The organism is Cellulomonas sp. Marseille-Q8402, from assembly GCF_965119525.1.
This window is the reverse complement of the sequence record NZ_CBCPLX010000001.1, coordinates 1057279-1083286: the sequence shown is the minus strand read 5'-3', so window position 1 is coordinate 1083286 and position 26008 is coordinate 1057279. Positions and strand designations below refer to the sequence as shown.

The following is a 26008-nucleotide window of genomic DNA, read 5'->3' as shown; positions in this document are numbered from 1 at the left end:
GGCGGGGCGCGGCGTGAGGCGGTCGCGGACCCGGCTGTCCGGCGTCGGCTGGGGTGCGGGGCTGCTGGGCCTCGCCGCCGCCGTCGTCGGCGTGCTGCTCGGCTGGGTGGAGCTCGCATCCGCGGGCGCGGTCGGCGTCGTCGCGGTGCTCGTCGCGGTCGCGATGACCTGGGGCCGGCTGCCGCAGTCCGTGCGCCTGGACCTCGCCGACCGCCGCGTACGCGTGGGGGAGCGGGCCTTCGGCGGCGTCGTCGTCTCCGCGCCGGGCACGCGTCGCACGCGCGCCGTGCGGCTGGAGCTGCAGGTGGGTGCCGGGCGGGCCGAGCTCGACGTGCCCGCGCTCGGACCCGGGGAGGAGCACGAGGAGCTGTTCGCCGTGCCCACCGACCGGCGCGCCGTCGTGACCGTCGGGCCCGTGCGCGCGGTCCGTGGCGACCCGCTCGGGCTGGCCGTGCGGCACGCCGTGACCACCGGCTCGGAGGAGCTGTACGTGCACCCGCGGGTCGTCATGCTCACCGGCGCCAACGCCGGCCTGCTGCGCGACCTCGAGGGCGGGTCCACCCGCGACCTGTCCGACATGGACCTGGCGTTCCACGCGCTGCGCGACTACGTCGTCGGCGACGACCGGCGGTCGATCCACTGGAAGTCGACGGCCCGCCGGGGTCAGCTGACCGTGAAGCAGTACGAGGACACCCGGCGCACGCAGACGGCCGTCGCGCTCGCGACCGACGCCCGCGACTACCGGCACGGCCACGACGACGCCGAGCTGGAGCTGGCCGTGAGCGTCGTCGCCTCGCTCGGCGTGCAGGTCCTCGCGGACGAGCACCCGCTCGAGGTCCTCGCGGGCGCCGGCCGGGTCCGCACCACCGCGCGCCGCCCGTTCCTCGACGACTGCTCCGCCATCGTCTGCGGCCCCGACGGCACCGCCTCGAGCCTGCTCGGTCGCCGGATCGCCCGGGAGGCTCCCGACGTGACGCTCGCGTTCCTGGTCACCGGCTCGGTCGTCCCGGACGCCGACCTGCGCGCCGCGGCCCGGCACGTGCCCGAGGGCACCCGCACGCTGGTCGTCAGCTGCGTCCCCGGAGCCGAGGTGGAGGTGCGCACGCAGCGCGGCCTCAGCCTGGTGCGCCTCGGGGCGCTGGACGACCTGCCCCGCGCCCTGCGTCTGGCGGCCTCGGCATGAGCGCCACCACGCAGACGGCGCCGCCCGTGGCCGCCCCCGCTCCGCCGCCCCCGCCGCCGACCCGTCCGCGCCGCGGCACCGGCGGCTCGGGGCAGCCCGCCCGCACCGAGCGCACCGTCCGCGGCGTCCCGCGCGGCCTGCGCGGCGTGGTCGACGTCCTCGTGCTCGCCGGCGCGGTGCTCGCCGCGCTGACCCCCCTGGTCCCCGTCTACGGCGGCGCCGTCCTCCTGGTCCCCGTGCTCGGGGGCGTGCTGCTCGGCGTGGCCGTCGGCGTGCTGGCCGCCTGGGCGCGCTGGTCGCCGCCGGTGACGACCGCCGTGCTGCTCGCCGCCGTGGTGCTGGCCGGCGGGCCGCTCGCGACCCCGGCCGACACGCTCGGCGGCGTGGTGCCCACCCCGGCGTCCGTCGTCGCGGTGGTCCGCGGCTCGGCGCTCGGCTGGAAGGACGTCCTGACGCTCCAGCCACCGCTCGGCGGCTCGGGCTGGCTGCTGGTCCCGCCCTACCTGCTCGCCGTGGTCGGGACCGCCGTGGCCGTCCGCCTCGCCCTCGGCACCGGTCGTGCGGCGCCCGCGGCCGCCGTGCTGCCGCCCGTCGTCCTGGCCGGCGCGGTGCTGCTCGGCACGCACACCACCGTGGCACCCGCCGCCGTCGGCACGGCGGTCGCGGTGGCCCTGCTGGTGTGGGCGTCGTGGCGCTCGGGCCGGCTGCGCGCCCGCCGGCCGGTCGCCGTCGTGGTCCTGGTCGCCCTCGCGGCCGGCGCCGGCGTCGGAGCCGCGACCGTGGTCGAGGCCCAGCGGGACCGGTACGTGCTGCGTGACGCCCTCGTCCCGCCGTTCGACCCGCGCGACTACGCCAGCCCCCTGTCCGCGTTCCGCGCCTACGTCAAGGACGACGACACCGTCGAGCTGTTCACCGTCCAGGGGCTGCCCGAGGGCGCCCGCGTCCGGCTCGCGACCTTCGACCGGTTCGACGGCGTCGTGTGGAACGTCGCGGGCGACGGCTCGTCCCGCGCGTCGGGCGAGTTCCGCCGGGTGGGGGAGACCGTCAGCGAGCAGGCCGCCGAGGCCGCGGACGCCGTGGCGGCCTCCGGCAGCGGCGGCACGCGCGTCGACGTCCAGGTCCAGGTCGGCGAGCTCGGCGGGGTGTGGCTGCCGACCGTCGGCGAGGCCGTCTCCGTCCGGTTCGACGACACCGAGGCCCAGTCGCGGCTGCGGTTCAACGACGCGACGGGCGCCGCGGTGCTGACCGGCGGGCTCGACCCGGGCATGACCTACACGCTCGACGCCGTCGTCCCGGCCGAGCCCGACGACGAGCAGATCGGCTCCGCCGCGGGCCGCAGCCTGGACCTGCCCGAGCCGCAGGCCGTGCCCGACGCGGTGGTCGCCGCCGCCTCCGACGCGGCCCGCGACGCGGAGACGCCGGTCGCGGTGGCCCGCGCGCTCGAGCAGACGCTGGCCGAGCGCGGCTTCTTCTCGCACGGCCTCGCCGACCAGGGCGACTACCCCTCGCTCTCGGGGCACGGCGCGGACCGCGTCGCGACGCTGCTGGGCGGCGACCTCATGGTCGGCGACGACGAGCAGTACGCCTCCGCGATGGCGCTCATGGCGCGGGAGATGGGCCTGCCGGCGCGCGTGGTCATGGGCTTCGCGCCGTACGAGGACGAGGACGGCGAGCCCGTCGCGGACGCGGACGTCGACCCCGACGCGCCCGTCGCCGTGACCGGTGCCGACGTCCGGGCCTGGGTGGAGATCGCGTTCGAGGGCTACGGCTGGGTGACCTTCGACCCGACCCCGCCCGAGAGCCAGACGCCGCAGGACGAGACCGAGACGAGCCAGGCCGACCCCGAGCCGCAGGTGGCGCAGCCCCCGCCGCCGCCCGCCGACCCGGTGGACCCGCCGGAGGACGACACCGAGCAGGGCCAGACCCAGGACAGTCAGGACGACGCGTCCGTCGCGCTGTGGCAGCGGATCGCCATCGGCGTCGCAGCCGGCTCCGGCCTGGTGCTGCTGCTGCTCGCTCCGTTCCTGGTGATCGCCGCGCTCAAGGCGCGCCGTCGCCGGCGCCGCCGGCGTGACCCGCAGCCGCTCCGGCGCGTGGTCGGCGGCTGGCAGGAGGTGCTCGACCTCGCGACCGACCTGCGGCGTGACGTCGACCCGGTCGCCACCCGCCGCGAGGGCGCCCGCGCGCTGCACGACGGGTTCACCACGGTGCCCGTGCCGGAGCAGCCGGCCGGCCGACGCGAGCGGAAGAAGGCGCCGGCACCCGTCCCCTCGGCGGCGGGTGCCGAGGCCGGGACGGCCGTCATCGCGCTGGCCGACCGGGCCGACGCCGCCGTGTTCGGCTCCGGCGAGCCGACGGCCGCCGACGCCCGGGCGTACTGGGCGCAGGTGGACGAGGCGCTGGCCCGGATGCGCGCCGCCACGCCCCGCAAGCAGCGCTGGCGGGGACGGGTCACGACCCGGTCCCTGCGCCGCGCGGCGCGACGCGGGGCACGAGCGGGCGCGGCGCAGCAGCGACAGGCACGACGAGCAGGCGAAAGCACAGGAGCAGACCGATGAGCACCACCACGGGCAGCGGCGGCACGTACGGGGCGCCCCCGGCACCGCTGGGCCGCCGCGTGGCCGCGTGGCTGGTCGACGGCGTGCTGACGGCGATCGCCGCGGCACCGCTGTGGCTCGCGCTGCTGCCCGCGCTCGTCGCCTCCGCCCGCGCCGCGTCGAGCGCCGGCTCGACCGGCTCCGCCCCGGCGACCGCGTCCGCAGCGCCGAGCGCCGTGCTGCTCGCGGTCGGGGCCGTGCTGCTGCTCGCCTGGGGCGGGTTCCAGTGGTGGAACCAGGGCACCCGGGGCTGGACCGTGGGCCGCCGGGTCGTCGGCCTGCGCACGGTCGACGTGCGGACCGGGCACCCGATCGGGCTCGGACGGGCGCTCGTCCGCGCGCTGGTCGTGGCGCTCGGCGCCCTCGCCTGCGGGGTGGGGCAGCTGGTCGTGCTGCTCTCGCCGCTGTTCGACGGCACCGGCCGGCACCGCGGCTGGCACGACCGCGTCGGCGAGGCGGTCGTGGTCGACGTCCGCGGCCTGGTGACGGCACGCCGGGTGGAGTCGTGGGACCGCGGCGGCCGCGCGGCGGACGTGCCTCCCGCGGGTGCCGCGGCGCCCGCGGCCCCCGCTGACCTGGCACCGGCGCCCGCACCCGCACCCGCACCGGCGCCCGCACCCGTGCCCGACGAGCCGGCGCGCACGCGCTGGTCGACCCTCGCTGCGGAGCGCCAGCTCGACGCGCCCGGGCTCGTCCTGCCGCCCCTGCGGGCGCCGGGGCTCGGGCCGGACCTCGACACGCGGCAGATCCCGGTGGTCCCCGCGCCGGCGCCCGCGCCCGCGCCCGTCGCGGCGTCCGAGCCCGCGCCGCCCATGGCTCCGGCTCCCGTGCCCGCCGCCTGGCCGGCCTCCGCCCCCGCGTCCGGTGCCTCGCCGGCCCCGGCCCCGGCGCCCGGTGCCTGGCCGGCCCCGGCGCCCGGTGCCTGGCCGGCCGCGGCCCCTGCGCCTGGTGGCTGGTCGGCGCCCGCACCGGCCGCGCCGGACGCCGGCGGGTCCGCCTCGACGCGGACCGGCAGGCACGCGGTCCCCGCCGACCCGCCCGTCCACCCCGACGCCGTCCCGGGGCCGCTCGCGCCCGCCCCGGCACCGCAGCCGGTCCCCGGCGCGGCGCCGTTCCCACCCTCCGCACCCACGCCACCGGCCCACTCCCTGCCGCCCGAGGCGTTCCCGCCCCGCCCGCTCCGTCCGCCCCCCGGGGGCCGCAGGACGTCGTCGGCTGGGCCGTCCGCCTCCCCGACGGCACGGTGGTCCCGCTGGAGCTGCCGCTGCTGGTGGGCCGCAACCCGGACCCGCAGCCCGGCGTGCTCAGCGTCCCGGTGGCGGACCCCGGCCGGTCGGTCTCCAAGACCCACCTGATGCTGGGCCTGGACGAGCACGGCCCCTGGGTCGTGGACCGCGGCTCCACCAACGGCACGCTCGTCACCCTCGCCGACGGGCAGCGGATCGTCTGCCTCCCGGACCGCCGGGTGCGGCTCTCGGACGGCTCCCTGGTGGCCTTCGGCGACGTCGCGCTGTCTGTGAGCCTGCGGTCCTAGAGTGACGCATGGGCCGGCCGCGGTCTGCTGCGAGGATGCAGGACGTCGAGCTGGTCGACGTCGCTGACGTCCCGTCCGCGCGCCCGGCACGTTCCGCGCGGGTCCCTCCCGGGTCCCGGCCCCACGGGCGGCGGCGCCGGTGGTCCGCCGTGCTGGCGGTGCTCGCGCTGCTCGTCGGCGGTGCGGTCGCCGTGGGGCGGGCGGCGAGCCCCGACGCGCCGGTGTCGGCCGTCACGCCGGGGATGCTGGCACCGCTCGACGGCCCGCCGTGGGTGCGGTGGCGTGCACCCGTGGACCGCGGTGACGACGTCCTGGCCGCGACCGGCGTGCTCGTGGTGTCGGCGATCCAGGACCGGCGGTTCGGCGTCACCGCGTTCGACGAGGTCACCGGCGAGCAGCTCTGGCAGCGGGACCTCGGCCCGGTCGCCGGGACACGTCCGCTGACCGGGTGCCCGAACGACGGCCGGGACGTGGGCGGCGTCGTGCTCTGCGTCGTCGAGCCGCCGGTCGTGTCCGGGGAGCCGTGGACCCGCGACCCGATGCCCTTCCCGGCACCCGAGGAGCGGTGGGCACGCGTCTTCGCGCTGGCCGCGGGCACCGGGGAGATCATCGGCTCGTGGTCGCGGACCGGCCGGCTCGCGGCGGCGGAGCGGCTGGGCGACGACCTGGTGCTGATGGAGGTCGGCGGCGACGGGCACGCGCGCGTCGGCCGGTACGCGGGCACGGACGGTGCCCGCCGGTGGGGGTACCGGTCGCCGGGGACGCTGCGGCTGCGCGAGGGCATCGTGTCCGGGTCGGAGCTGCGGGTGAACGACTCGTTCGTCCTGGTGCAGGGCTGGTCCGCCACCGTGCTCGACGCCGTCGACGGCACGGAGCTCAGCAGGACCCCGCCCAGCGTGTTCGTCGTCGGGGCCCTCTCCCGTGACGTGTTCGGGACCTGGTCGAGCGGCGAGGGCGGGGCGGTCCGCGACCGGCACGGGGAGCTGCTGTTCGCCTCGCGCTCGCTGCCGCCGGCCGTGACCGCCAGCGACGGGGACCCGCCGGACGTCCTGGTGATGGACGAGGGCGGGTCGCTCGTCGGCCGGTCGGTGCCGGACGGCGACGAGCTGTGGCGTCTCGACACCTACCGCGCCGCGCGGCTGCAGTCCGGCGGACACCTGCTGCTGCTGGGCGTCGACGGCTACCAGGTGGTGGACGTGCGGACCGGGCTGACGCGCTGGGAGTCGCCCGTCCGCGTGCTGATGTGGTGGGCACCGCTGACGGACGGCCAGGTCGTCGTGGGTGCCGGCCGCGCCACCTCGGGGGAGCCGACCATCGAGGGCCGCCGGCTGGCGGACGGCGCCCTGGAGTGGGCGCTGCCGCTGGAGGACGGCGTCCGGTCGGTGACCGCGGTCGGCGGGCACCTGGTGCTGCGGTCGCGCCACGAGCTGATCCTCCTGGAGTGAGCCGACCGCTCCGGTGGCGCGTCCGGATGCTGAGCGCTTGCGGGCCGCCCGGAGCCGCGGGGTATGGTGCAGACGTGCTCACGCGCCGCGACCTCCTTCTTCGCCGCCGCGACGAGGCCCTCTAGGCCGGATCCTCGTCGCGGAGTTCGGTGCGCCGGCTGACCCCCAGCACCCGCGAAGCGAAGGATCCCCGATGAGCTACCACGACCGCACCCCGCAGCAGGCCTCCGGCATGCCGGTGCACAAGTACCGCCCGTTCGCCGAGCAGATCGCCGTCGACCTGCCCGACCGCACGTGGCCGACGAAGCAGATCACGCAGGCCCCGCGGTGGTGCGCCGTCGACCTCCGGGACGGCAACCAGGCCCTGATCGAGCCGATGAACGCCGCCCGCAAGCTGGCGATGTTCGAGCTGCTGGTGCAGATGGGCTACAAGGAGATCGAGGTCGGGTTCCCGTCCGCCTCGCAGACGGACTTCGACTTCGTGCGGATGTTGATCGAGGAGGGCCGCATCCCCGACGACGTCGTCATCCAGGTGCTGACCCAGGCGCGTGAGCACCTGATCGAGCGGACGTACGAGGCGATCGCGGGCGCGAAGCAGGCGATCGTGCACCTGTACAACTCGACGTCGGTCCTGCAGCGGGAGGTCGTGTTCCGCAGCGACGAGGACGGCATCGTCGACATCGCGGTCCAGGGCGCCCGCCTGTGCAAGAAGTACGAGGAGACCGTCCCGGGCACCGAGGTCTTCTACGAGTACAGCCCCGAGTCCTACACCGGCACCGAGCTCGAGTTCGCCGTACGGATCTGCAACGCGGTGCTGGACGTGTTCGAGCCGAGCGCCGACAGGCCCGTGATCATCAACCTGCCCGCGACCGTCGAGATGGCCACGCCCAACGTGTACGCGGACTCGATCGAGTGGATGGGCCGGAACCTGCGGCACCGCGAGCACGTCGTGCTGTCCCTGCACCCGCACAACGACCGCGGTACCGCCGTCGCGGCCGCGGAGCTCGGCTACCTGGCCGGTGCCGACCGCATCGAGGGCTGCCTGTTCGGCAACGGCGAGCGCACCGGCAACGTCTGCCTGGTCACGCTCGGGATGAACCTGTTCAGCCAGGGCATCGACCCGCAGATCGACTTCAGCGACATCGACCACGTGCGCCGCACCGTGGAGCACTGCAACCAGATGGCCGTGCCCGAGCGGCACCCCTACGGCGGCGACCTCGTCTTCACCGCGTTCTCCGGCTCGCACCAGGACGCGATCAAGAAGGGCCTGGACGCGATGGCGGTCCGGGCCGAGGCCGAGGGCACCGACGTCGACCACATCGACTGGGCCGTCCCGTACCTGCCCATCGACCCGAAGGACGTCGGCCGCTCCTACGAGGCGATCATCCGCGTGAACTCGCAGTCCGGGAAGGGCGGCATCTCCTACCTGATGAAGTCCGAGCGCGACCTGGACCTGCCGCGCCGGCTGCAGATCGAGTTCTCGGGCGTCGTCCAGCGGTACACCGACGCGCACGGCTCCGAGGTGACCGCCGACGTGCTGTGGCGGATCTTCACCGACGAGTACCTGCCCGTCGAGCCCGGCTCCGACCTGGCGCCGTGGGGACGGCTCGCCCTGCGCGGCACCCGCCAGACCACCGTCGAGGACGGCCCCGACACGCTCACCGTCGACCTGGTGGACGGGGGCGTCGAGCGCACCGTGGAGGCGTCCGGCAACGGCCCGATCGCGGCGTTCGTGGCCGCGCTCGGCGAGGTCGGCGTCCAGGTGCAGGTGCTGGACTACGCCGAGCACGCGCTGTCCGCCGGCGGCGACGCCACGGCCGCCGCGTACGTCGAGTGCGCCGTCGGCGACCAGACCCTGTGGGGCGTCGGCATCGACCCGTCGATCACCACCGCGTCGCTGAAGGCGATCATCTCGGCGGTCAACCGCGCCCAGCGCTGACCCGCGCCCACCGCGCCCGCTGCCGAGGTCGTCGGTCCTGCACGAGGTCGTCCCGCAGGACTGACGACCTCGTGCACGGGTGACGACCTCGGCGTGCGGGTGGCTGTGCACGACCTGGGGTGATGCGGCGCGCGGTCCGCGTGCGGTGACGCGCGGGCGACCCGCGCAGGGGGACAATGGTCCGTGTGAGCCTCTACCGCGACGAGGCGATCGTGCTGCGCACCCACAAGCTGGGGGAGGCGGACCGGATCGTCACCCTGCTGACCCGCACCCACGGCAAGGTGCGCGCGGTCGGCAAGGGCGTCCGCCGCACCACCTCGCGGTTCGGCTCGCGCCTCGAGCCGTTCATGCACATCGACCTGCAGCTGAACACCGGCCGGAACCTGGACGTCGTCACCCAGGTCGAGACGCTCGGCCCGTACGGGCGGGCGCTCAGCGAGGACTACGCGCTCTACACGACCGGCACCGTGATGCTCGAGACGGCCGAGCGCCTGGTCGAGGCCGAGCACGAGCCGGCGCTGCAGCAGTACTGGCTGCTGGTCGGCGCGGTGCGGTCGCTGGCGACGCGCGAGCACGCCCCGGGCCTGGTGCTCGACTCCTACCTGCTGCGCGCGCTGGCGATCGCCGGGTGGGCACCGTCGTTCACGGACTGCGCGCGCTGCGGGCGGCCCGGCCCGCACCACTCGTTCGCGGTCGCCCAGGGCGGCGCGGTCTGCGGGCACTGCCGCCCGCCGGGCGCGACCGCCCCGGCACCGCAGACCCTGGAGCTGCTCTCCGCCCTGCTCGTCGGTGACTGGTCCGTCGCCGACGCATCGGCCGAGCGCCACCGCAAGGAGGGCAACGGGCTGGTCTCCGCGTACTCCCAGTTCCACCTGGAGCGCACGCTGCGCTCGCTGCCGATGGTCGAGAGGATCTGATGCCGGTTCCGCCGCCCCCGCACCCGAGCGGTGCCCGCCCGCCCGTGCTCCCGCCGGAGCTCGTCCCGAAGCACGTGGCGGTCGTCATGGACGGCAACGGCCGGTGGGCGAACGCCCGCGGGCTGCCACGCACCGCCGGGCACGCCGCGGGGGAGGCGTCGCTGCTCGACGTCGTCGCGGGGGCCATCGAGATCGGCGTCCAGCACGTCTCCGCGTACGCGTTCTCGACCGAGAACTGGTCGCGGTCGCCGGAGGAGGTCCGGTTCCTCATGGGGTTCAACCGGGACGTGCTGCGTCGTCGCCGGGACCTGATGGACTCCTGGGGCGTGCGCGTGCGCTGGGCCGGCCGCCGGCCGCGGCTGTGGCGCTCTGTGATCACCGAGCTGGAGACGGCCGAGCGGCAGACCGCGGGCAACAGCACCTGCACGCTGACGATGTGCGTGAACTACGGCGGCCGCGCCGAGATCGCGGACGCCGCCAAGGCCATCGCCCAGGACGTCGCCGCGGGCCGGCTCAAGGCCGACAAGGTGGACGAGCGGACGATCCAGCGCTATCTCGACGAGCCGGACCTGCCCGACGTCGACCTGTTCCTGCGCAGCTCGGGGGAGCAGCGGATCTCGAACTTCATGATCTGGCAGGCCGCGTACGCCGAGATGGTGTTCCTCGACGAGCCGTGGCCCGACGTCGACCGCCGCCACCTGTGGCGCGCGGTCGAGACCTACGCGAAGCGCGACCGCCGCTACGGCGCCGCGGTCGACAAGCCCGCCGTCTCCTAGGGACCGGCCAGCGCCGAGCCTGCACGATCCGTGGGGTTCCCGACGGTGGAACCCCGCGACTGCTGCAGTCTCGGGGCCGGTGCAGCGCGCTAGACGAGCTGGTCCGCGGGGGTCGCGCGGTGGGCGCGGCGACGGAGCAGCACCCACGCGACCAGGGCCGCGAGGACCAGGAGCACCGCGCCGAGCCCCCACGGGGACGCGGTCGCCAGCCGGACCCCGGCCCAGACCGCGCCGAGGCCGACGGTGCCCCAGACGAACGCCCACGCGACCGCGCCGGGCAGCGACGCGAGCGTGAACCGCGGGTACGGCATGCGCACCAGCCCGGCGCCGACGAAAACCGCGGTCTGCACGCCGACGGTGAGGTACGCGAGCGTCACGGCGAACGGGCCGAACCGGTGCACCATCGCGAGCCCGCGCCGGGCCGTCGGGGTCCGCATCAGCCGCACGACGTGCGCGCGCCGTCCGGTCGCCGCGGCGGCGTCGTCGGCCGGGCCGGGGGAGTCCGCCGTCCGGTCCGCGAGCCGTGCGGCGCCCCCGAGGACGCCGCGGCCGAGCCAGTAGAACAGGTGCGACCGGGCCATCACGACGGCGAACAGCCCGGCGATGACGGCCCAGAAGGGCCACCCGCCCATCCCGTACGCCGCCGCCGTGTCCGTCACGAGCCCGAGTCTACGAGTGAGGTGACCCTCACCTGCGGGACGGGGTCCTGTTCGGGCGCGGCTGAGACGGGCGTCACCGCGCGACGGGCAGGTCCACGTCGTCCGGGAGCTCCGGGTGCGGGTCGTGCGGCGCACCCCCGCCGCGCCGGGCGAACAGGGGCCGCGTGACGGCCGCCATCGCGTACAGGGCGATCGCCAGCAGCACGATCGTGGCGCCGGGCGGGACGTCCTCCCAGTAGGTGATCGACAGGCCGACCACGCTGACCGCCACGCCGATCCCGCTGGCGAGCGCCATCACGCGGGCGAACGAGCCCGCCACCAGCTGGGCGACCGCGACCGGCACGATCATCAGCGCGCTGACCAGCAGCAGGCCGACCACGCGCATGGCGATGGTCACCGTGAGCGCCGACATCGCGGCGACCACGATGTTGAGCGCGGTGACCGGCAGGCCGGAGCCGCGTGCGAACTCCTCGTCGTGGCTGACCGCGAACAGGACGTGCCGCAGCCCGATCCCGACGGCCAGCACCCCGGCGGCGAGGCCGGCGGTCCACCAGAGGTCGCCGGTCGAGACGGTGGAGATCGAGCCGAACAGGTAGGAGACCAGGTTGGCGTTGGTGCCCCCGGCCAGCTTGATCAGCAGCACGCCGCCGGCGATGCCGCCGTAGAACATGAGCGCGAGCGCGAGGTCCCCGGAGGTGCGCCCGCGGGCGCGCACCCACTCGATGGCGATCGACCCGATCAGCGCGGCGACCACCGCGCCGGGGACGGCGAGCGTGTCCTCCGGGACCAGACCCGCCCAGGTGCCGACCAGCCAGCCGAGCGCGACGCCGGTGAGGGCGACGTGCCCGATGCCGTCGCCCATCAGCGCGAGGCGGCGCTGCACGAGGTACGTCCCGACGACGGGTGCCGCGGCGCCGACCAGCACGGCCGCGAGGAGCGCCCGCTGCATCAGCGGGGAGGACAGCATCTGCCCGAGCGTCTCGAACCACGTCACGGCAGGACCTCCATCGACAGCCCGGTGCCCGCGTCCGGCGGGGGCGGGTCGGCGTGCGGGTGGGTGTGCTCGTGCTCCGGGCGGGCGTGCTCGCCGCGCGGCGTGGGCGGGGGACCGTCGTAGACCACGCGGCCGTGCCGCAGCGCGACGGCGCGGTCGATGAGGTCGCCCCACGCGCCGAGCTCGTGCAGGATCACCAGCACGGTGCCACCGGCCTCGTGCAGGCGGCGGACGGTCGAGACGAAGGTGTCCTGGGTGGGCAGGTCGATGCCGGACGTCGGCTCGTCGAGCACCAGCAGGTCGGGCCGCCGGACCAGCGCGCGGGCGATCAGGACCCGCTGCTGCTGGCCACCGGACATCTGCAGCACCGACCGGCGGGCGTGCGCCGCCATGCCGACCTCGTCCAGCGCGGCGAGCGCGCGCTGCCGGGCGTCGCGCGGCGGGCGCAGCCGGCGCCCGTGCACCAGGCCCGACATGACGACCTCGACCGCCGTGGCCGGGACGCCGCCGCCGGCGGGCAGCCGCTGCGGCACGTAGCCGATCCGCTCCCACGGCACGCCGTTGCCCAGGGCCCCGCCGAGCAGGTGCACCTCGCCCGCGGAGCGCGGGACGATGCCGAGCAGCGCGCGCACCAGCGTGGACTTGCCCGAGCCGTTCGCACCGAGCAGCGCGACGACCTCGCCGCGGTCGACGCGCAGGTCGACGTCGGCCAGGATCTGGTGCCCGCCGAGGGTCACGTCGACCCCGGTGGCGAGCACCGCGGGGGTCTGCGGTCCGTCGCTCATGCGCACGAGAGTGCCGTGCGGAGCGTCTCGAGGTTGGCATCCGCGACCGAGACGTAGTCCTGCGTGTCGTCGGTCAGGCCCTCGAGCGGGTCCAGCACCGCGGTCTGCACGCCGAGCTCGTCGGCGAGCGCCTCGGCGACCTTCGGGCTGGCGAGCGTCTCGAAGAAGATCGTGCTCACGCCCTCGTCCTCGACGACCTGCCCGACCTCGGCGAGGCGCGCCGGCGACGGCTCGCCCTCGGGGTCGACCCCCGCGATGCCGACCTGCTCCAGGTCGTACCGCTCGGCGAGGTAGGAGAACGCCTCGTGCGTGGTCACGATGGTGCGGCTCTCGCAGGTCGCCAGGCCGTCGACGTACCGCTGGTCGAGGTCCGCCATCTGCTGCGCGAACGCCGCCGCGTTCGCGGTGTAGGTCTCGGCGTTGTCCGGGTCGACCTCGGCGAGCTGCGCGGCGACGTCGTCGGCGACCGCGGGCAGGCGGGTGGGGTCGAGCCAGAAGTGCGGGTCGAGGGAGCCGTGCTCGTGCTCGTCGCCCTCGGCGTGCTCCTCGCCGTCCTTGTCGTGCACCGCCGCGTGCAGCTCGGTGTCCTGCGCGGCGTCGACCACGTGGGCCGGCGGGTTGGCGTCGACCGCGTCGTCCACCGCCGCCTGGAACTCCGCGAGGTACACGACCAGGTCGGCCCGGCCGACCTCGTCCACCTGGGCGGGGGAGAGCTCGAGGTCGTGCGGCTCGGCGCCGGGCGGGGTGAGCGACTGCACGTCGACCAGGTCGCCGCCCACCTGCTGCGCGACGTACTGCAGCGGGTAGAACGACGCGAGCACCGCGACGCCCTCGGGGTCGCCGCCGCCACCGGTGCCGCCGCCGGCCGAGGAGCAGGCGGCCAGGGCGAGGACGGTCAGGCCCGCGGACACGGCCACGGGCAGGGAGCGACGACGAGGGGGCATGCGCCCTATCCTCACTCTGTTGAGAACGAGTGTCAAAACCACCGGCCCACGTGCTGCCCGCGCGGGACGCGCCGTCGCGCCGGGGCCCCGGCCCGGTAGCCTGGTCCGCGATCCACCCCCGCGCGTCACCCAGGCGCGCCAGGACCTCGGCACCAGGAGCACTCACCGTGGCAGCACCCTCCCGTCTCGACTCCGTCGTCTCCCTCGCCAAGCGGCGTGGCTTCGTCTTCCAGAGCGGGGAGATCTACGGCGGATCGCGCTCCGCGTGGGACTACGGGCCCCTGGGCGTCGAGCTCAAGGAGAACATCAAGAAGCAGTGGTGGCGGACCGTCGTGCAGAGCCGTGACGACGTCGTCGGCCTCGACTCCGCCGTCATCCTGCCCCGCCAGGTGTGGGTGGCCTCCGGCCACGTCGGCGTGTTCACCGACCCGCTGACCGAGTGCCTCTCCTGCCACAAGCGGTTCCGCGAGGACCACATGCTGGAGGAGTACGAGGAGAAGAAGGGCCGCGCGCCCGAGAACGGCCTCGCCGACATCGCGTGCCCCAACTGCGGCACCCGCGGCCAGTGGACCGAGCCCCGCGACTTCAACATGATGCTGAAGACGTACCTCGGCCCCGTCGAGGACGAGTCCGGCCTGCACTACCTGCGGCCCGAGACGGCGCAGGGCATCTTCGTGAACTTCGCGAACGTGCTGACCACGAGCCGGAAGAAGCCGCCGTTCGGCATCGGCCAGATCGGCAAGTCGTTCCGCAACGAGATCACGCCCGGCAACTTCATCTTCCGGACCCGCGAGTTCGAGCAGATGGAGATGGAGTTCTTCGTCGAGCCCGGCACCGACGAGACCTGGCACCAGTACTGGATCGACCAGCGCACGGAGTGGTACGTCGACCTCGGCATCTCCCGCGACAACCTGCGGCACTACGAGCACCCGGCGGAGAAGCTCTCCCACTACTCCAAGCGCACCGTCGACATCGAGTACAAGTTCGGCTTCAGCGGCTCCGAGTGGGGCGAGCTCGAGGGCATCGCGAACCGCACCGACTTCGACCTGTCGACGCACAGCAAGCACTCCGGCCAGGACCTGTCGTACTTCGACCAGACCAAGGACGAGCGCTGGGTCCCGTACGTCATCGAGCCGGCCGCGGGCCTGACCCGGTCGCTGATGGCCTTCCTCGTCGAGTCCTACACGGAGGACGAGGCGCCCAACGCGAAGGGCGGCGTCGACAAGCGGACCGTCCTGCGCCTCGACCCGCGCCTGGCGCCCGTCAAGGCCGCGGTGCTGCCGCTGTCCCGCAACGAGGCTCTCTCCCCGAAGGCGCGGGACCTCGCCGCCGAGCTCCGCAAGCACTGGAACGTCGACTTCGACGACGCCGGCGCGATCGGCCGCCGCTACCGCCGCCAGGACGAGATCGGCACGCCGTTCTGCATCACGGTCGACTTCGACACCCTGGACGACCAGGCCGTGACGATCCGGCACCGGGACGACATGACGCAGGAGCGGGTCGCGCTCGACCAGGTGACCGGGTACCTCGCGCAGCGCCTGCTCGGGGCCTGACCCCTGGGCTCCCAGCACGCGCACGGCGCGGGCGACCCCGGCGACCTCCGGGTCGGCGGGCGCGCCCGCGCCGTCGTCGTCGTGCTGCTCTGCGTCGCGCTGGCGGCGACCGTCGCCGGTCTGGTGGTGCTCTGGCCCCGCTCCGACGACCCCCCGACGCTCGAGACCGCGCCCGCGGGGTCGGCGTACTCCGAGGTGACCGTCACCGACGTCGACCTGCTGGCCGACGCCGCGAGCGGCCCGGTGCTGCTGGCCGAGGACGACGCGGGGGAGCCGATCTCCGTGCAGGTTGCGCCCGAGCACCTCGAGGTGCTCGAGGTGGGCGACCGGATCCGGGTGCTGAGCCTGCCGCAGGCCGCCGGCGCGGCGCCGTACGTGTTCGTCGACCAGGTGCGCGGGCCGCCGATGGCGCTGCTCGCGGCGGTGCTCGGCGTGCTGGTGCTCGCCGTGGCACGGCTGCGGGGGCTCGGCGCGCTGGCCGGGCTCGCCGTGTCCGTCGGCGGCATCCTCTGGTTCACCGTGCCCGCGCTGCTGGAGGGCCGGCCGGCGCTGCCCGTCGCCCTGGTCACGGCATCGGCGCTGATGTTCGCGCTGCTCTACCTCGCGCACGGGGTGTCGATCCGGACCTCGACCGCGCTGCTCGGCACGCTCGGCGGGCTGCTGGCCACCGGGCTGCTGGCGGCGTGGGCGACCGGAGCCGCCGACCTGAACGCGCTGAGCGGCGAGCACGCCCTGGACCTGCGCTCGCTCGCCCCCGAGGCCGACCTGCGCGGCATCCTGCTCGTCGGGATCGTCCTGGCCGGGCTGGGCGTGCTCAACGACGTCACCATCACGCAGGTCTCGGCCGTGTGGGAGCTGCGGGCCGTGGCACCGGCGACGTCCCGCCGCGAGCTCGTCCGCGGCGGCATGCGCATCGGCCGGGACCACATCGCGTCCACCGTGTACACGGTCGCGTTCGCCTACCTCGGGGCCGCGCTCCCGCTGGTGATGCTGGTGGCGATGTCCGACCGAACCCTGCTCGACTCGCTGACCAGCGGCGAGATCGCGGAGGAGGTCGTCCGCACGCTCGTCGGGTCGATCGGCCTCGTGCTCGCGATCCCGCTCACCACGGTGGTCGCCGCGGCGCTGGTCCCGGCCCCGGTGGCGCCGTCGCCCACGGCCGCGCCGGACGCGCACCCGCTCCCCACCCGCGCCTGACTGCCACCTCGGCGACGACGGCGCGTTCCTCAGGCCGGGCCGGATGCTCCCGGCCGGTCGCCGCCCGGCGTGGCGACCTCGCCGACGCGGACGGCGTCGCCGGTGCCGTGGGCGGTGCCGTCCGTGTCGGCGTCGGTGACGGCGTGCACGTGGGCGTGCCCGTGCCCGTCGGCTGCGGCGTGCCGCGCCGGCGCCGCGCCCGCCACGGTCACCACCAGCGCGGCGATGGCAGTCGTCAGCGGGATCGCCAGCACCAGCCCGACCGAGCCGACCATCGTCCGCACGATCTCCTCGGCGAACTCGCCGGAGGTCAGCGTCGGCCCGAGCGGCAGCCGGTAGATCTCGAGCAGCAGCAGCACGGGCAGCGCCGCGCCGGTGTACGCGAACGCGATCGTGTACACCGTGGACGCGATGTGGTCCCGGCCGATCCGCATCCCGCCGCGGAACAGCTCCCGGCGCGACGCACCGGGTGACACGGCACGGAGCTCCCACACCGCCGACGCCTGCGTGATCGTGACGTCGTTGAGCACGCCGAGCCCCGCCAGCACCAGCCCGCACAGGAACAGCCCCCGCAGCGAGGTCGCCCCGTTCTCCCCGAGCAGCTGCGACAGCCGGTACGAGTCCTCCGAGCTCACCCCGGACAGCCGCGCCCACTCCGCGCCGAGCACGCCCAGCGCCGTCGTCGCCGCCAGGCCGGCCAGGGTGCCGAGGAGCGCCGCCGAGGTGCGCAGCGACAGCCCGTGCGCCAGGTACAGGACGACGGCCATGATCAGCGTCGAGGCGCTCAGCGCGACGACGACCGCGTTCTCCCCGGCGACGAGCGCGGGCAGCACGTAGACACCGATCACCGCGAACGCGATCACCAGGCCGAGCAGCGCGCGCAGGCCGCGGCTCCGCGCGACCAGGACGATCGCCAGCGCGAACACCAGCGCGATGCTGACCAGCGGCAGCGTGCGGTCGTAGTCGTGCCACGCCCACACCTCGGTGTCCGTCGCTGTGGCCGGGTAGTGCTCGAGCAGGACCCGGGTCCCGGTCGGCACGTCGTCGGCGGTGAGCGACGCGGTCGCCCAGACGTCGACGTCCCGGCCGCGCTCCGGGCCGCTCGTGATGGTCGCCGCCACGCGCAGGCAGGTGACCTCCGTGGGGATCGTGCCGTCGGGCAGGCGGTCCTCGACCGTGCCCTCGCACCGCTCCTGCGAGGTCCCCGTCACGGTGGCCTTCGGGTAGTCGAGCGCGACGGCCTCGACGGTCCGGGAGGTCACCGGCTCACCGTGCGGCCAGGTCAGGGCCATGCCGACGGCGGCGGCGAGCACGAGGGGCAGCAGGATCGCGGCGATGACACGGCGGGTGCGCAGGGCGGCGGGAGCGGGCACCTGCAGGATTCTGCCCGGTCCCGCTCGGGTCCACCCGCCCGGCTGGGGGACAATCGACGCATGACCGCTTCCTCCACCGCCACGGCGACGCCCGCCGGGAACGTGCTGCCGCCGCTGCAGATCGGGCCGCTCACGATCGACACGCCCGTCGTGCTCGCACCGATGGCGGGGGTGACGAACGCGGCGTTCCGCCGGCTGTGCCGGGAGTCGGGCGCCGGGCTGTACGTGGCGGAGATGGTGACGTCGCGGGCGCTGGTGGAGCGCGGCGAGGAGTCGATGCGGATCATCTCGCACGCCCCGGACGAGAAGCCGCGGTCCGTGCAGGTGTACGGCGTCGACCCCGCGACGGTCGGTGCCGCCGTGCACCTGATCGCGTCCGAGGACCGCGCCGACCACGTCGACCTCAACTTCGGCTGCCCGGTGCCCAAGGTCACCCGCCGCGGCGGGGGCTCGGCGCTGCCGTGGAAGGGCGACCTGTTCCGCTCGATCCTCCGTGCGGCCGTCGCCGCCGCGGCCCCGTACGGCGTGCCCGTGACGGTGAAGATGCGCAAGGGCATCGACGACGACCATCTGACCTACCTGGAGGCCGGCCTCGTGGCGCAGGACCTCGGCGTGGCCGCGGTCGCCCTGCACGCCCGCACCGCGGAGCAGTACTACTCGGGCACGGCCGACTGGGAGGCGATCGCCCGCCTCAAGGAGACCGTCACCGACATCCCGGTGCTCGGCAACGGCGACATCTGGTCCGCCGAGGACGCGGTGCGGATGGTCCGGGAGACGGGCTGCGACGGCGTCGTGGTCGGGCGGGGCTGCCAGGGCCGGCCGTGGCTGTTCGCCGACCTGGCCGCGGCGTTCGCCGGCTCCGACGAGCGGGTCACGCCCGGCGCGCGGTACGTCGCCCAGGTGATCCGCCGGCACGCCGAGCTGATGATCGAGGCGTTCGGCGACGAGGGCAAGGCGCTGCGCGAGCTGCGCAAGCACATGGCCTGGTACTGGAAGGGCTACGTGGTCGGCGGCGAGCAGCGCGCCGCGCTCGGCCTGGTGTCCTCGCTCGCGGAGCTGGACGACCGGCTCGCGGCCCTCGACCTGGACCAGCCCTACCCGGGCGAGGCGGCCGAGGGCCAGCGCGGCCGCGCCGGCAGCCCGAAGCGCCCGCACCTGCCCGACGGCTGGCTGGCGTCCCGCGAGCTGTCCGAGGACTTCCGCCGCGCCCTGCACGAGGCGGAGCTCAGCGTCTCGGGCGGCTGACCCGGACGCCGCGGGCGAGCTCCGCCACCGCCTCGCGGGTCGCGTGCGGCGCGCCGAGCGCCGTCGTCCCCACCGCCAGCGCACCCGCCGCCGCGCCCCACGCCAGCGTCTCCGCACGCCCCAGTCCCGCGAGCTCCGCGGCCAGCAGCCCCGACAGGAACGCGTCCCCGGCGCCGTTGGTGTCGACCACCTCGGCGACCGGCGCGACTCCCACCTCCCAGAACCCGTCCGCGTCGAGCGCCAGCGCACCGCGGGCCCCGCGCGAGCAGACAGCCAGCCGCGCGCCGCCGTCCACCCGGGCCCGCAGGTAGGCGGCGGGGTCGTCGAGGCGCGCGTCGGACACCAGCAGCACGTCCGCGCCGTCGGCGAACGGGCGCTGGAAGCCGGCGACCCCGTCGTCGTCGTGCAGGTCGCACCACACGGGCACCCCGGCCGCCCGGGCGGCGGCGAGCACCGGGACGGCGTGGTCGGCCAGGTCGACCACGGCGGCGTGGGCGCCCGCGAGACCGGCGCGCGGGTCGAGGTCCGCTCCGGGCGAGGGCAGCTCCAGGTACAGCGACACCCGTCCACCGTCGTCGGCCATCAGGTTGACGTGCCGCTCGGTCGCGCCCGAGCGGGCCGGGAGCGCGTCCAGCCGGATGCGCGGGTGGTCCAGGGCGGCCCGCACCAGCCCGGCCTCGCGGTCGGCGCCGAGCACCGTCCGCAGGCGGACGTCCACGCCGAGGGCCGCGAGCGTGAGCGCCTTGCCGGCGGAGGTCCCGCCGAGGCCGTCGTGGTGCCCGGACGCGAACAGCGTCTGCGAGCGGGCCTCGGGCAGCCGGTCCAGCCGCACGAGGGTGTTCCACGACGCGGGGCCGACCACGAGCACGTGCGTGCCCGGGCCGGCCCCGTCGTCGTGCGTCACGGCCTCAGCCGACCCGCAGCCAGACCGTCGTGTCGCCGGGCAGGGTCGCGCCGACGGGGGCGTCGTCCGGCAGGCCGGAGGCGAGCAGCACCTCGGCGCCCTCGGGCAGCGCGACCGGTGCCGACCCGAGGTTCGCGACGACGAGGACCGAGCCGTTGCGGACGGCGATCACCTCGGGGGTGCCGGCGTACGCCGGCTCCCACGCGGCACCGCCGGTGCCCAGGCGCTCGGCTCGGCGCAGCCGCAGGGCCGCGCGGTAGAGCTCGAGCGTCGAGCCCGGCACCCCGTCCTGGGCGTCCGCGGCGTACGCGGCCCACTCGGCCGGCTGCGGCAGCCAGCTGTCGCCGGTGGGGGAGTAGCCGAACCCGGGCGCGCCGGCCTCCCACGGCAGCGGCACGCGGCAGCCGTCGCGGCCGCGCTCGGCGCCGTTGGTGCGGAAGAACGCGGGGTCCTGCCGGACGTCGGCGGGCAGCGCGGTGTGCTCGGGCAGGCCGAGCTCTTCGCCCTGGTAGAGGTACGCCGACCCGGGGAGGCCGAGCAGGAGCAGGGTGGCGGCGCGGGCGCGGCGCAGGCCGAGCACCTCGTCGGGCTGCTCGTCCTCGGCGGCGATGCCGTTGGGTCGCGACGAGGGGTCGGCGAGGCCGAGGCGCGACGCGTGCCGGACGACGTCGTGGTTGGACAGCACCCAGGTGGTCGGGGCGCCGACGGAGTCGTTGACCTCGTAGGAGGCGGCGATGATCTTGCGGAGCGCCGGCGCGTCCCAGCCGGTGGCCAGGAACGCGAAGTTGAACGCCTGGTGCATCTCGTCCGGACGCACGTAGCGGGCCAGCCGGGACAGCGGCTCGACCCAGGCCTCGGCGACGAGCATGCGGTCGCCGTCGTACTCGTCGAGCACGGCGCGCCAGGTGCGGTAGATCTCGTGGACGCCGTCCTGGTCGAACATCGGGCCCTGGTTGCCGGAGCCGCTCACGGCGTCCGCGTCGTCGGACCCGTCGATCATCGCGACGTGGCCGTCCCAGTCGGGCAGGCCCTCGGCCTTGACCATGCCGTGCGCGACGTCGACCCGGAAGCCGTCGACCCCGCGGTCCAGCCAGAACCGCAGCACGTCCTCGAACTCGGCGCGCACCTCGGGGTTGGTCCAGTCCAGGTCGGGCTGGCGGGAGTCGAACAGGTGCAGGTACCACTGGCCGTCGTCGACGCCGTGCTGCTCGGGCGTGAGCCGGGTCCAGGCGTTGCCGCCGAAGATCGACTGCCAGTTGTTCGGGGGCAGCTCGCCGTCCTCGCCGCGGCCGTCGCGGAACAGGTACCGGGCGCGCTCGGGCGACCCGGGCGGCGTGCGCAGGGCCTCCTGGAACCACACGTGCTCGTCGGACGAGTGGTTCGGCACCAGGTCGACGACGACCTTGAGCCCGAGCCCGTGCGCGCGCTCGAGCATCGCGTCGAAGTCGGCCAGCGTGCCGAACAGCGGGTCGACGTCGCGGTAGTCGGCGACGTCGTAGCCGGCGTCGGCCTGCGGCGAGCGGTAGAACGGGGACAGCCAGACGGCGTCCACACCCAGGGCGGCGAGGTGGTCGAGCCGTGCGGTGATGCCGGGGATGTCGCCGATGCCGTCGCCGTCCGCGTCGGCGAAGGAGCGCGGGTAGACCTGGTAGATGACCGCGTCGCGCCACCAGGGTCCGTCGGCGGGACCGGCCTCGTGCACCACCTGCGGGGCGGTGAGGTCGGCGGGGCGGTTGTCGAGCAGGGTCACGCGGGTCCTCCGGAAGATGCAGCGGGTGCTGAGCTGGTCGAGCCCCGCACGATGAGCTCCGGGTGGAACAGGAGCTCGGTGCGGGAGGTCGGGGTGCCGTTGATCTCCGCCATCAGGGCGGAGACGGCGGCCTGGCCCATCGCCTGGACGGGCTGGCGCACCGTCGTCAGCGGGGGGTCGGTGAAGCCGATCAGGGGCGAGTCGTCGAAGCCGACGACGGACAGGTCGGCGGGCACGTGCAGGCCGCGGGACCGGGCGGCGCGGATCGCGCCGAGGGCCATGAGGTCCGAGCCGCAGATGATCGCGGTGTGCCCGGTGTCGATGAGCTCGTGCGCCGCGGTGGCGCCGCCCTCGACGGTGAACAGCGTGGTGTTGACGTGCGGCGCGGCGTCCTCGACGCCGAGCTGGGCGCGCAGCTGGTCGGCGAACGCCCGGCGCTTGCGGGCGGCCGGGACGAACCGCTCGGGACCGATGGCCAGGCCGATGGACCGGTGCCCGAGCGCGACGAGGTGGCGGACCGACAGCTCGATCGCGACGGCGTCGTCGGTCGCGATGGTCGGGGCGTCCACGCCGTCGGCCTTGCCGTTGACCAGCACGATCGGCAGCCCGCGGGCGCGCAGCGTCTGGTACCGCTCGACGGAGGCCTGGGTGTCGGCGTGCAGACCGGAGACGAACAGGATCCCCGCGACGTCGTGCTCCAGGAGGATCTCGACGTACTGGTCCTCGGTGGTGCCGCCGGGCTGCTGCGCGCACAGCACGGGCGTGTAGCCGCGCTGGGTCAGCATCGCCTCGATCACCTGCGCCATCGCGGGGAACACCGGGTTCGACAGCTCGGGGACCACGAGGCCGACCAGCCCGGCGGGGCGGGTCCGCAGCCGCTCGGGACGTTCGTAGCCGAGCACGTCGAGCGCGGCCAGCACGGCCTGGCGGGCGTCCGAGGACACGCCGGGCTTGCCGTTGAGGACGCGCGACACGGTCGCGGTCGAGACGCCTGCCTGCTCGGCGAGGTCGGTGAGGCGAGTGCGCACGGGAGCGAGCGTAGGGCGCACCGGTGCCTCCTGGTCGTCGTTGTCCGGGGTATCGCGAAGTCGTTCGGTGCAGGACTGTAACCGAGATCTGAAAGTTACCGTAACGGCTTGCAAACGCGTCGCGGATCCGGCTACGGTCCCGGTCATCGAGCCAGCGCCGGCGGTGCCGTCGCACGCTCGCACCGCCCCTTTCTCACGCTGGGAGACACCCTGATGCGACGGAGCATCCCCGCCCTCGCCACGACCGCCGTCCTCGCGCTCGCCCTCACGGCGTGCTCGGGCTCGGACTCGGGCTCCGACACCACTGACGACTCGTCGAGCGCCGGCTCCGGCGCCGAGGGGTCGCTGACGATGTGGGTCGACGACACCCGCATCGACTCCATGCGCCCCGTCGTCGAGGCCTTCACCGAGCAGTCCGGCGTCGAGGTCGAGCTGGTCCAGAAGGCGACCGGCGACATCGGCCCCGACTTCGTCACCCAGGTGCCGACCGGCGAGGGCCCCGACGTGATCGTCTCGGCGCACGACGGCCTCGGCGAGTGGGTCAACAACGGCGTCGTCGCGCCGCTGGAGCTGGGCGAGAAGGCGGAGGGCTTCGCCGAGTCCGCCGTCGCCGCGATGGCCTACGACGGCCAGAACTACGGCGTGCCGATCTCGATCGAGAACATCGCGCTGGTCCGCAACAACGCGCTGCTCTCCGAGACCACGGCCACGACGTTCGACGAGCTCGTCGCGCAGGCGCAGGGCGTCGGCCAGCCGTTCTCCGTCGTCGTCCAGCAGGGCGAGGAGTCGGACCCGTACCACCTGTACCCGCTGCAGACCTCGTTCGGCGCCCCGGTGTTCGAGCAGGCCGCCGACGGCTCCTACACGGACACGCTCGCGATGGGTGGCGAGGCCGGCCACGCGTACGCCGCGTACCTGGCCAAGCTCGGCCAGGAGAAGGTGCTCGACCTGTCGGTGGACGGCGACAAGGCCAAGCAGGCGTTCCTCGACGGCCAGGCGCCGTACATCATCACCGGCCCGTGGAACACCTCGGCGTTCGAGGAGGCCGGCATGGACATCTCCGTCCTGCCGATCCCGTCGGCCGGTGGCCAGCCCGCGCAGCCGTTCGTCGGCGTGCAGGGCGTGTTCATCTCCGCGCAGTCGGAGAACCCGGTCCTCGCCAACGAGCTCGTCGCGAACTTCCTCACCACCGAGGAGGCGCAGACCATGCTGTACGAGGAGGGCGGGCGTCTCCCGGCCCTGACCGCCGCCGCGGACAAGGTCGACGACCCGATCCTGCAGGGCTTCAACGAGGCCGGCGCGACGGGTGCCCCGATGCCCGCGATCCCCGCGATGAGCTCGGTGTGGTCCTTCTGGGGCGCGACCGAGGCGCAGATCGTCGGCGGCCAGACCGGCGACCCGGCCGGCGCCTGGGACGCGATGGTCGCCAACATCCAGGGCGCGATCGACGGCGCCTGAGCACGACCACGACCGCCGGGGTGCCGCGCAGGCACCCCGGCGGTCGCGCACGTCCGACCCGACCCCCTCGTACGACCCCGCACCGCCGCGCGCCCGGAGGCCCCGCATGACCGACCAGACGACCCTGCCCGAGGTCGCGCCCGACGACCTCGGCCCCGCGGGCCGGCGCCGGAGGACGCTGCGCGGCACGACCTCGCACGCCCGCTCGTTCTCCCCGGGCTTCCTCGCCAAGCTGGTCCTGATCGGCACGGTGGACGCGCTCGGCGTGTACGGGGTGCTGTCCGCCTGGGCGGTGCAGTCGTGGGGCATCCTCGCGTTCCTCGTGATCGCGCTGGTGGTCGCGAACTGGGCGTACTTCTCCCGGCGGATGCTCCCGGCCAAGTACCTGGTCCCGGGCCTGCTGTTCCTGCTCGTCTACCAGCTGTACGCCATGGGCTACACGGGCTACGTCGCGTTCACCAACTACGGCGACGGCCACAACTCGACCAAGTCCGACGCGATCTCGCAGATCGCGGCGCAGAACGAGCGCCGGGTCGAGGGCTCGCCGACGCTGCCCCTCACGGTCGTGCGGCAGGGTGAGGACCTCGGCTTCGCGGTCGTCACCGAGGACGGCGACGTCCAGGTCGGCACCGCCGAGGAGCCGTTCGAGCAGGTCGACGCCACCGTCGAGTCCGGGCGGGTGACCGAGGTCCCCGGCTGGGACGTGCTGAGCTTCGCCCAGGTGGCCGAGGACCAGGAGGCGATCACCTCGCTGCGGGTGCCGTTCTCGGACGACCCGGCCGACGGCTCGGTGCGCACCCAGGACGGCTCGTCGGGCTACCTGTCCCGCTCCACGCTGGAGTACGACGCGTCGTCGGACACCTTCACCGACGCCGAGACCGGCACCGTGTACGCGCCGGGCGAGGGCGGCAACTTCGTGTCGCCCGAGGGGGAGCGGCTGACGCCCGGCTGGCGCGTGGGCGTCGGCTTCGACAACTTCACCGCGATGGTCACCGACTCCCGGATGGCGGGGCCGTTCGCGCAGATCTTCCTGTGGACCTTCGTCTTCGCGTTCCTGTCGGTGGCCACGACGTTCGCCCTGGGCCTGTTCCTGGCCATCACGTTCAACGATCCCCGGGTGCGCGGTCGCAAGGTCTACCGCTCGCTGCTGATCCTCCCGTACGCGTTCCCCGGCTTCCTGTCGGCCCTGGTGTGGCGCGGCATGCTCAACGAGCGGTTCGGGTTCATCAACGAGGTGCTGCTGGGCGGGGCGTCGATCGGGTGGCTGAGCGACCCGTGGCTGGCCAAGGCCGCGGTGATCGGCGTGAACCTCTGGCTCGGGTTCCCGTACATGTTCCTCATCTGCACCGGCGCGCTGCAGGGCATCCCGTCCGACATGACCGAGGCGGCGCGGATCGACGGCGCCGGCCGCTGGCGGATCTTCCGGTCGCTGACGCTCCCGCTGCTGATGGTCTCGGTGGCGCCGCTGCTGATCTCGAGCTTCGCGTTCAACTTCAACAACTTCTCGCTGATCTACATGCTGACCGGCGGTGGCCCCAACTTCGTCGGCACCCCGTACGTGGTCGGCCACACGGACCTGCTGATCTCGATGGTCTACTCCGTGGCGTTCGAGAGCGGCGTGAAGCAGTACGGCGTCGCCAGCGCGCTGTCGATCGTCATCTTCCTCATCGTCGGGGTCATCTCCTACCTCGGCTTCCGTCGCACCCGCACCCTCGAGGAGATCTGAG

21 protein-coding genes are annotated in these 26008 nt (G+C 74.8%); 13 read left to right on the top strand and 8 right to left on the bottom strand.

Annotated elements, in window-relative coordinates; translation table 11 throughout:
- Window positions 1-13 precede the first annotated feature (13 nt).
- The 8 genes from ACWPWW_RS04965 to ACWPWW_RS04930 all read left to right on the top strand — a co-directional run bounded on the left by ACWPWW_RS04965 (window position 14) and on the right by ACWPWW_RS04930 (window position 10391).
- Window positions 14-1183, top strand: a complete 1170-nt coding sequence (locus ACWPWW_RS04965; RefSeq protein WP_454049226.1) for a DUF58 domain-containing protein — start codon at window positions 14-16, stop codon at window positions 1181-1183.
- Window positions 1180-3741, top strand: a complete 2562-nt coding sequence (locus ACWPWW_RS04960; protein WP_454049225.1) for a transglutaminase-like domain-containing protein — start codon at window positions 1180-1182, stop codon at window positions 3739-3741. The genes ACWPWW_RS04965 and ACWPWW_RS04960 overlap by 4 nt, the downstream gene beginning before the upstream one ends.
- The gene (locus ACWPWW_RS04955) at window positions 3738-5135 is read left to right on the top strand and encodes an RDD family protein (protein ID WP_454049224.1); all 1398 of its coding nucleotides are present in this window, start codon (window positions 3738-3740) and stop codon (window positions 5133-5135) included. The genes ACWPWW_RS04960 and ACWPWW_RS04955 overlap by 4 nt, the downstream gene beginning before the upstream one ends.
- Window positions 5024-5314: an FHA domain-containing protein gene (locus ACWPWW_RS04950; protein WP_454049223.1), complete on the top strand. Its 291-nt coding sequence runs from the start codon at window positions 5024-5026 to the stop codon at window positions 5312-5314. Before ACWPWW_RS04955 ends, ACWPWW_RS04950 begins: the two co-directional genes overlap by 112 nt.
- Window positions 5315-5349: 35 nt before the next feature.
- Window positions 5350-6759: a hypothetical protein gene (locus ACWPWW_RS04945; RefSeq protein WP_454049222.1), complete on the top strand. Its 1410-nt coding sequence runs from the start codon at window positions 5350-5352 to the stop codon at window positions 6757-6759.
- A 193-nt stretch (window positions 6760-6952) separates the two neighbouring features.
- Window positions 6953-8698 carry a 2-isopropylmalate synthase gene (gene leuA / locus ACWPWW_RS04940; RefSeq protein WP_454049221.1) on the top strand — a complete coding sequence of 582 codons (1746 nt, stop codon included), beginning with the start codon at window positions 6953-6955 and terminating at the stop codon, window positions 8696-8698.
- A 185-nt stretch (window positions 8699-8883) separates the two neighbouring features.
- Window positions 8884-9615, top strand: a complete 732-nt coding sequence (gene recO, locus ACWPWW_RS04935; RefSeq protein ID WP_454049220.1) for a DNA repair protein RecO — start codon at window positions 8884-8886, stop codon at window positions 9613-9615.
- Entirely contained in the window at window positions 9615-10391 is a 777-nt protein-coding gene (locus tag ACWPWW_RS04930; protein ID WP_454049219.1) for an isoprenyl transferase, read from the top strand. Before recO ends, ACWPWW_RS04930 begins: the two co-directional genes overlap by 1 nt.
- Before the next feature lie 89 nt (window positions 10392-10480).
- Here ACWPWW_RS04930 and ACWPWW_RS04925 read toward each other — a convergent pair whose 3' ends face one another.
- The 4 genes from ACWPWW_RS04925 to ACWPWW_RS04910 form a co-directional block, all read right to left on the bottom strand.
- A complete protein-coding gene (locus tag ACWPWW_RS04925) occupies window positions 10481-11050 on the bottom strand; it encodes a DedA family protein (protein WP_454049218.1) in 570 nt (189 codons plus the stop codon).
- Window positions 11051-11123: 73 nt separating this feature from the next.
- Window positions 11124-12017 carry a metal ABC transporter permease gene (locus ACWPWW_RS04920; RefSeq protein WP_454050402.1) on the bottom strand — a complete coding sequence of 298 codons (894 nt, stop codon included), beginning with the start codon at window positions 12015-12017 and terminating at the stop codon, window positions 11124-11126.
- Between the two features lie 23 nt (window positions 12018-12040).
- On the bottom strand, window positions 12041-12829 hold the full coding sequence (locus ACWPWW_RS04915; protein WP_454049217.1) for a metal ABC transporter ATP-binding protein: 789 nt from the start codon (window positions 12827-12829) through the stop codon (window positions 12041-12043).
- The gene (locus tag ACWPWW_RS04910; RefSeq protein ID WP_454049216.1) at window positions 12826-13773 is read right to left on the bottom strand and encodes a metal ABC transporter substrate-binding protein; all 948 of its coding nucleotides are present in this window, start codon (window positions 13771-13773) and stop codon (window positions 12826-12828) included. Before ACWPWW_RS04910 ends, ACWPWW_RS04915 begins: the two co-directional genes overlap by 4 nt.
- 167 nt (window positions 13774-13940) lie before the next feature.
- On the opposite strand from ACWPWW_RS04910, the gene ACWPWW_RS04905 reads away from it, so the two are divergent.
- Together ACWPWW_RS04905 and ACWPWW_RS04900 are read left to right on the top strand one after the other, a co-directional pair.
- A complete protein-coding gene (locus ACWPWW_RS04905; protein ID WP_454049215.1) occupies window positions 13941-15326 on the top strand; it encodes a glycine--tRNA ligase in 1386 nt (461 codons plus the stop codon).
- Between the two features lie 81 nt (window positions 15327-15407).
- On the top strand, window positions 15408-16523 hold the full coding sequence (locus tag ACWPWW_RS04900; protein ID WP_454049214.1) for a YibE/F family protein: 1116 nt from the start codon (window positions 15408-15410) through the stop codon (window positions 16521-16523).
- A gap of 29 nt (window positions 16524-16552) precedes the next feature.
- Here ACWPWW_RS04900 and ACWPWW_RS04895 read toward each other — a convergent pair whose 3' ends face one another.
- Window positions 16553-17896 carry a YibE/F family protein gene (locus ACWPWW_RS04895; RefSeq protein WP_454049213.1) on the bottom strand — a complete coding sequence of 448 codons (1344 nt, stop codon included), beginning with the start codon at window positions 17894-17896 and terminating at the stop codon, window positions 16553-16555.
- A gap of 60 nt (window positions 17897-17956) precedes the next feature.
- Here ACWPWW_RS04895 and dusB point away from each other — a divergent pair, with 60 nt between their 5' ends.
- A complete protein-coding gene (gene dusB, locus ACWPWW_RS04890; RefSeq protein WP_454049212.1) occupies window positions 17957-19141 on the top strand; it encodes a tRNA dihydrouridine synthase DusB in 1185 nt (394 codons plus the stop codon).
- On the opposite strand, the gene ACWPWW_RS04885 is transcribed toward dusB, so the two are convergent.
- The 3 genes from ACWPWW_RS04885 to ACWPWW_RS04875 are packed head-to-tail and all read right to left on the bottom strand — an operon-like array spanning window position 19122 to window position 22823.
- The gene (locus ACWPWW_RS04885) at window positions 19122-20045 is read right to left on the bottom strand and encodes a carbohydrate kinase family protein (protein ID WP_454049211.1); all 924 of its coding nucleotides are present in this window, start codon (window positions 20043-20045) and stop codon (window positions 19122-19124) included. The two genes, dusB and ACWPWW_RS04885, sit on opposite strands and share 20 nt — an antisense overlap.
- 4 nt (window positions 20046-20049) lie before the next feature.
- Window positions 20050-21795 carry a glycoside hydrolase family 13 protein gene (locus tag ACWPWW_RS04880; RefSeq protein ID WP_454049210.1) on the bottom strand — a complete coding sequence of 582 codons (1746 nt, stop codon included), beginning with the start codon at window positions 21793-21795 and terminating at the stop codon, window positions 20050-20052.
- Window positions 21792-22823, bottom strand: a complete 1032-nt coding sequence (locus tag ACWPWW_RS04875; RefSeq protein ID WP_454049209.1) for a LacI family DNA-binding transcriptional regulator — start codon at window positions 22821-22823, stop codon at window positions 21792-21794. Before ACWPWW_RS04875 ends, ACWPWW_RS04880 begins: the two co-directional genes overlap by 4 nt.
- Window positions 22824-23036: 213 nt before the next feature.
- Here ACWPWW_RS04875 and ACWPWW_RS04870 point away from each other — a divergent pair, with 213 nt between their 5' ends.
- Together ACWPWW_RS04870 and ACWPWW_RS04865 are read left to right on the top strand one after the other, a co-directional pair.
- Window positions 23037-24281: a sugar ABC transporter substrate-binding protein gene (locus ACWPWW_RS04870; protein WP_454049208.1), complete on the top strand. Its 1245-nt coding sequence runs from the start codon at window positions 23037-23039 to the stop codon at window positions 24279-24281.
- Window positions 24282-24387: 106 nt separating this feature from the next.
- Complete coding sequence (locus ACWPWW_RS04865; RefSeq protein WP_454049207.1) at window positions 24388-26007, top strand: ABC transporter permease subunit; 1620 nt, start codon at window positions 24388-24390, stop codon at window positions 26005-26007.
- Window position 26008 lies beyond the last annotated feature (1 nt).

What these genes read in the sequence shown, in the direction of transcription:
- ACWPWW_RS04945 (WP_454049222.1), top strand. Translation starts at nt 5,350, where the DNA reads ATGCAGGACGTCGAGCTGGTCGACGTCGCTGACGTCCCGTCCGCGCGC.
- leuA (WP_454049221.1), top strand. Translation starts at nt 6,953, where the DNA reads ATGAGCTACCACGACCGCACCCCGCAGCAGGCCTCCGGCATGCCGGTG.
- ACWPWW_RS04955 (WP_454049224.1), top strand. Translation starts at nt 3,738, where the DNA reads ATGAGCACCACCACGGGCAGCGGCGGCACGTACGGGGCGCCCCCGGCA.
- ACWPWW_RS04910 (WP_454049216.1), bottom strand. Translation starts at nt 13,773, where the DNA reads ATGCCCCCTCGTCGTCGCTCCCTGCCCGTGGCCGTGTCCGCGGGCCTG.
- dusB (WP_454049212.1), top strand. Translation starts at nt 17,957, where the DNA reads ATGACCGCTTCCTCCACCGCCACGGCGACGCCCGCCGGGAACGTGCTG.
- ACWPWW_RS04920 (WP_454050402.1), bottom strand. Translation starts at nt 12,017, where the DNA reads ATGCTGTCCTCCCCGCTGATGCAGCGGGCGCTCCTCGCGGCCGTGCTG.
- ACWPWW_RS04930 (WP_454049219.1), top strand. Translation starts at nt 9,615, where the DNA reads ATGCCGGTTCCGCCGCCCCCGCACCCGAGCGGTGCCCGCCCGCCCGTG.
- ACWPWW_RS04915 (WP_454049217.1), bottom strand. Translation starts at nt 12,829, where the DNA reads ATGAGCGACGGACCGCAGACCCCCGCGGTGCTCGCCACCGGGGTCGAC.
- ACWPWW_RS04870 (WP_454049208.1), top strand. Translation starts at nt 23,037, where the DNA reads ATGCGACGGAGCATCCCCGCCCTCGCCACGACCGCCGTCCTCGCGCTC.
- ACWPWW_RS04865 (WP_454049207.1), top strand. Translation starts at nt 24,388, where the DNA reads ATGACCGACCAGACGACCCTGCCCGAGGTCGCGCCCGACGACCTCGGC.
- ACWPWW_RS04960 (WP_454049225.1), top strand. Translation starts at nt 1,180, where the DNA reads ATGAGCGCCACCACGCAGACGGCGCCGCCCGTGGCCGCCCCCGCTCCG.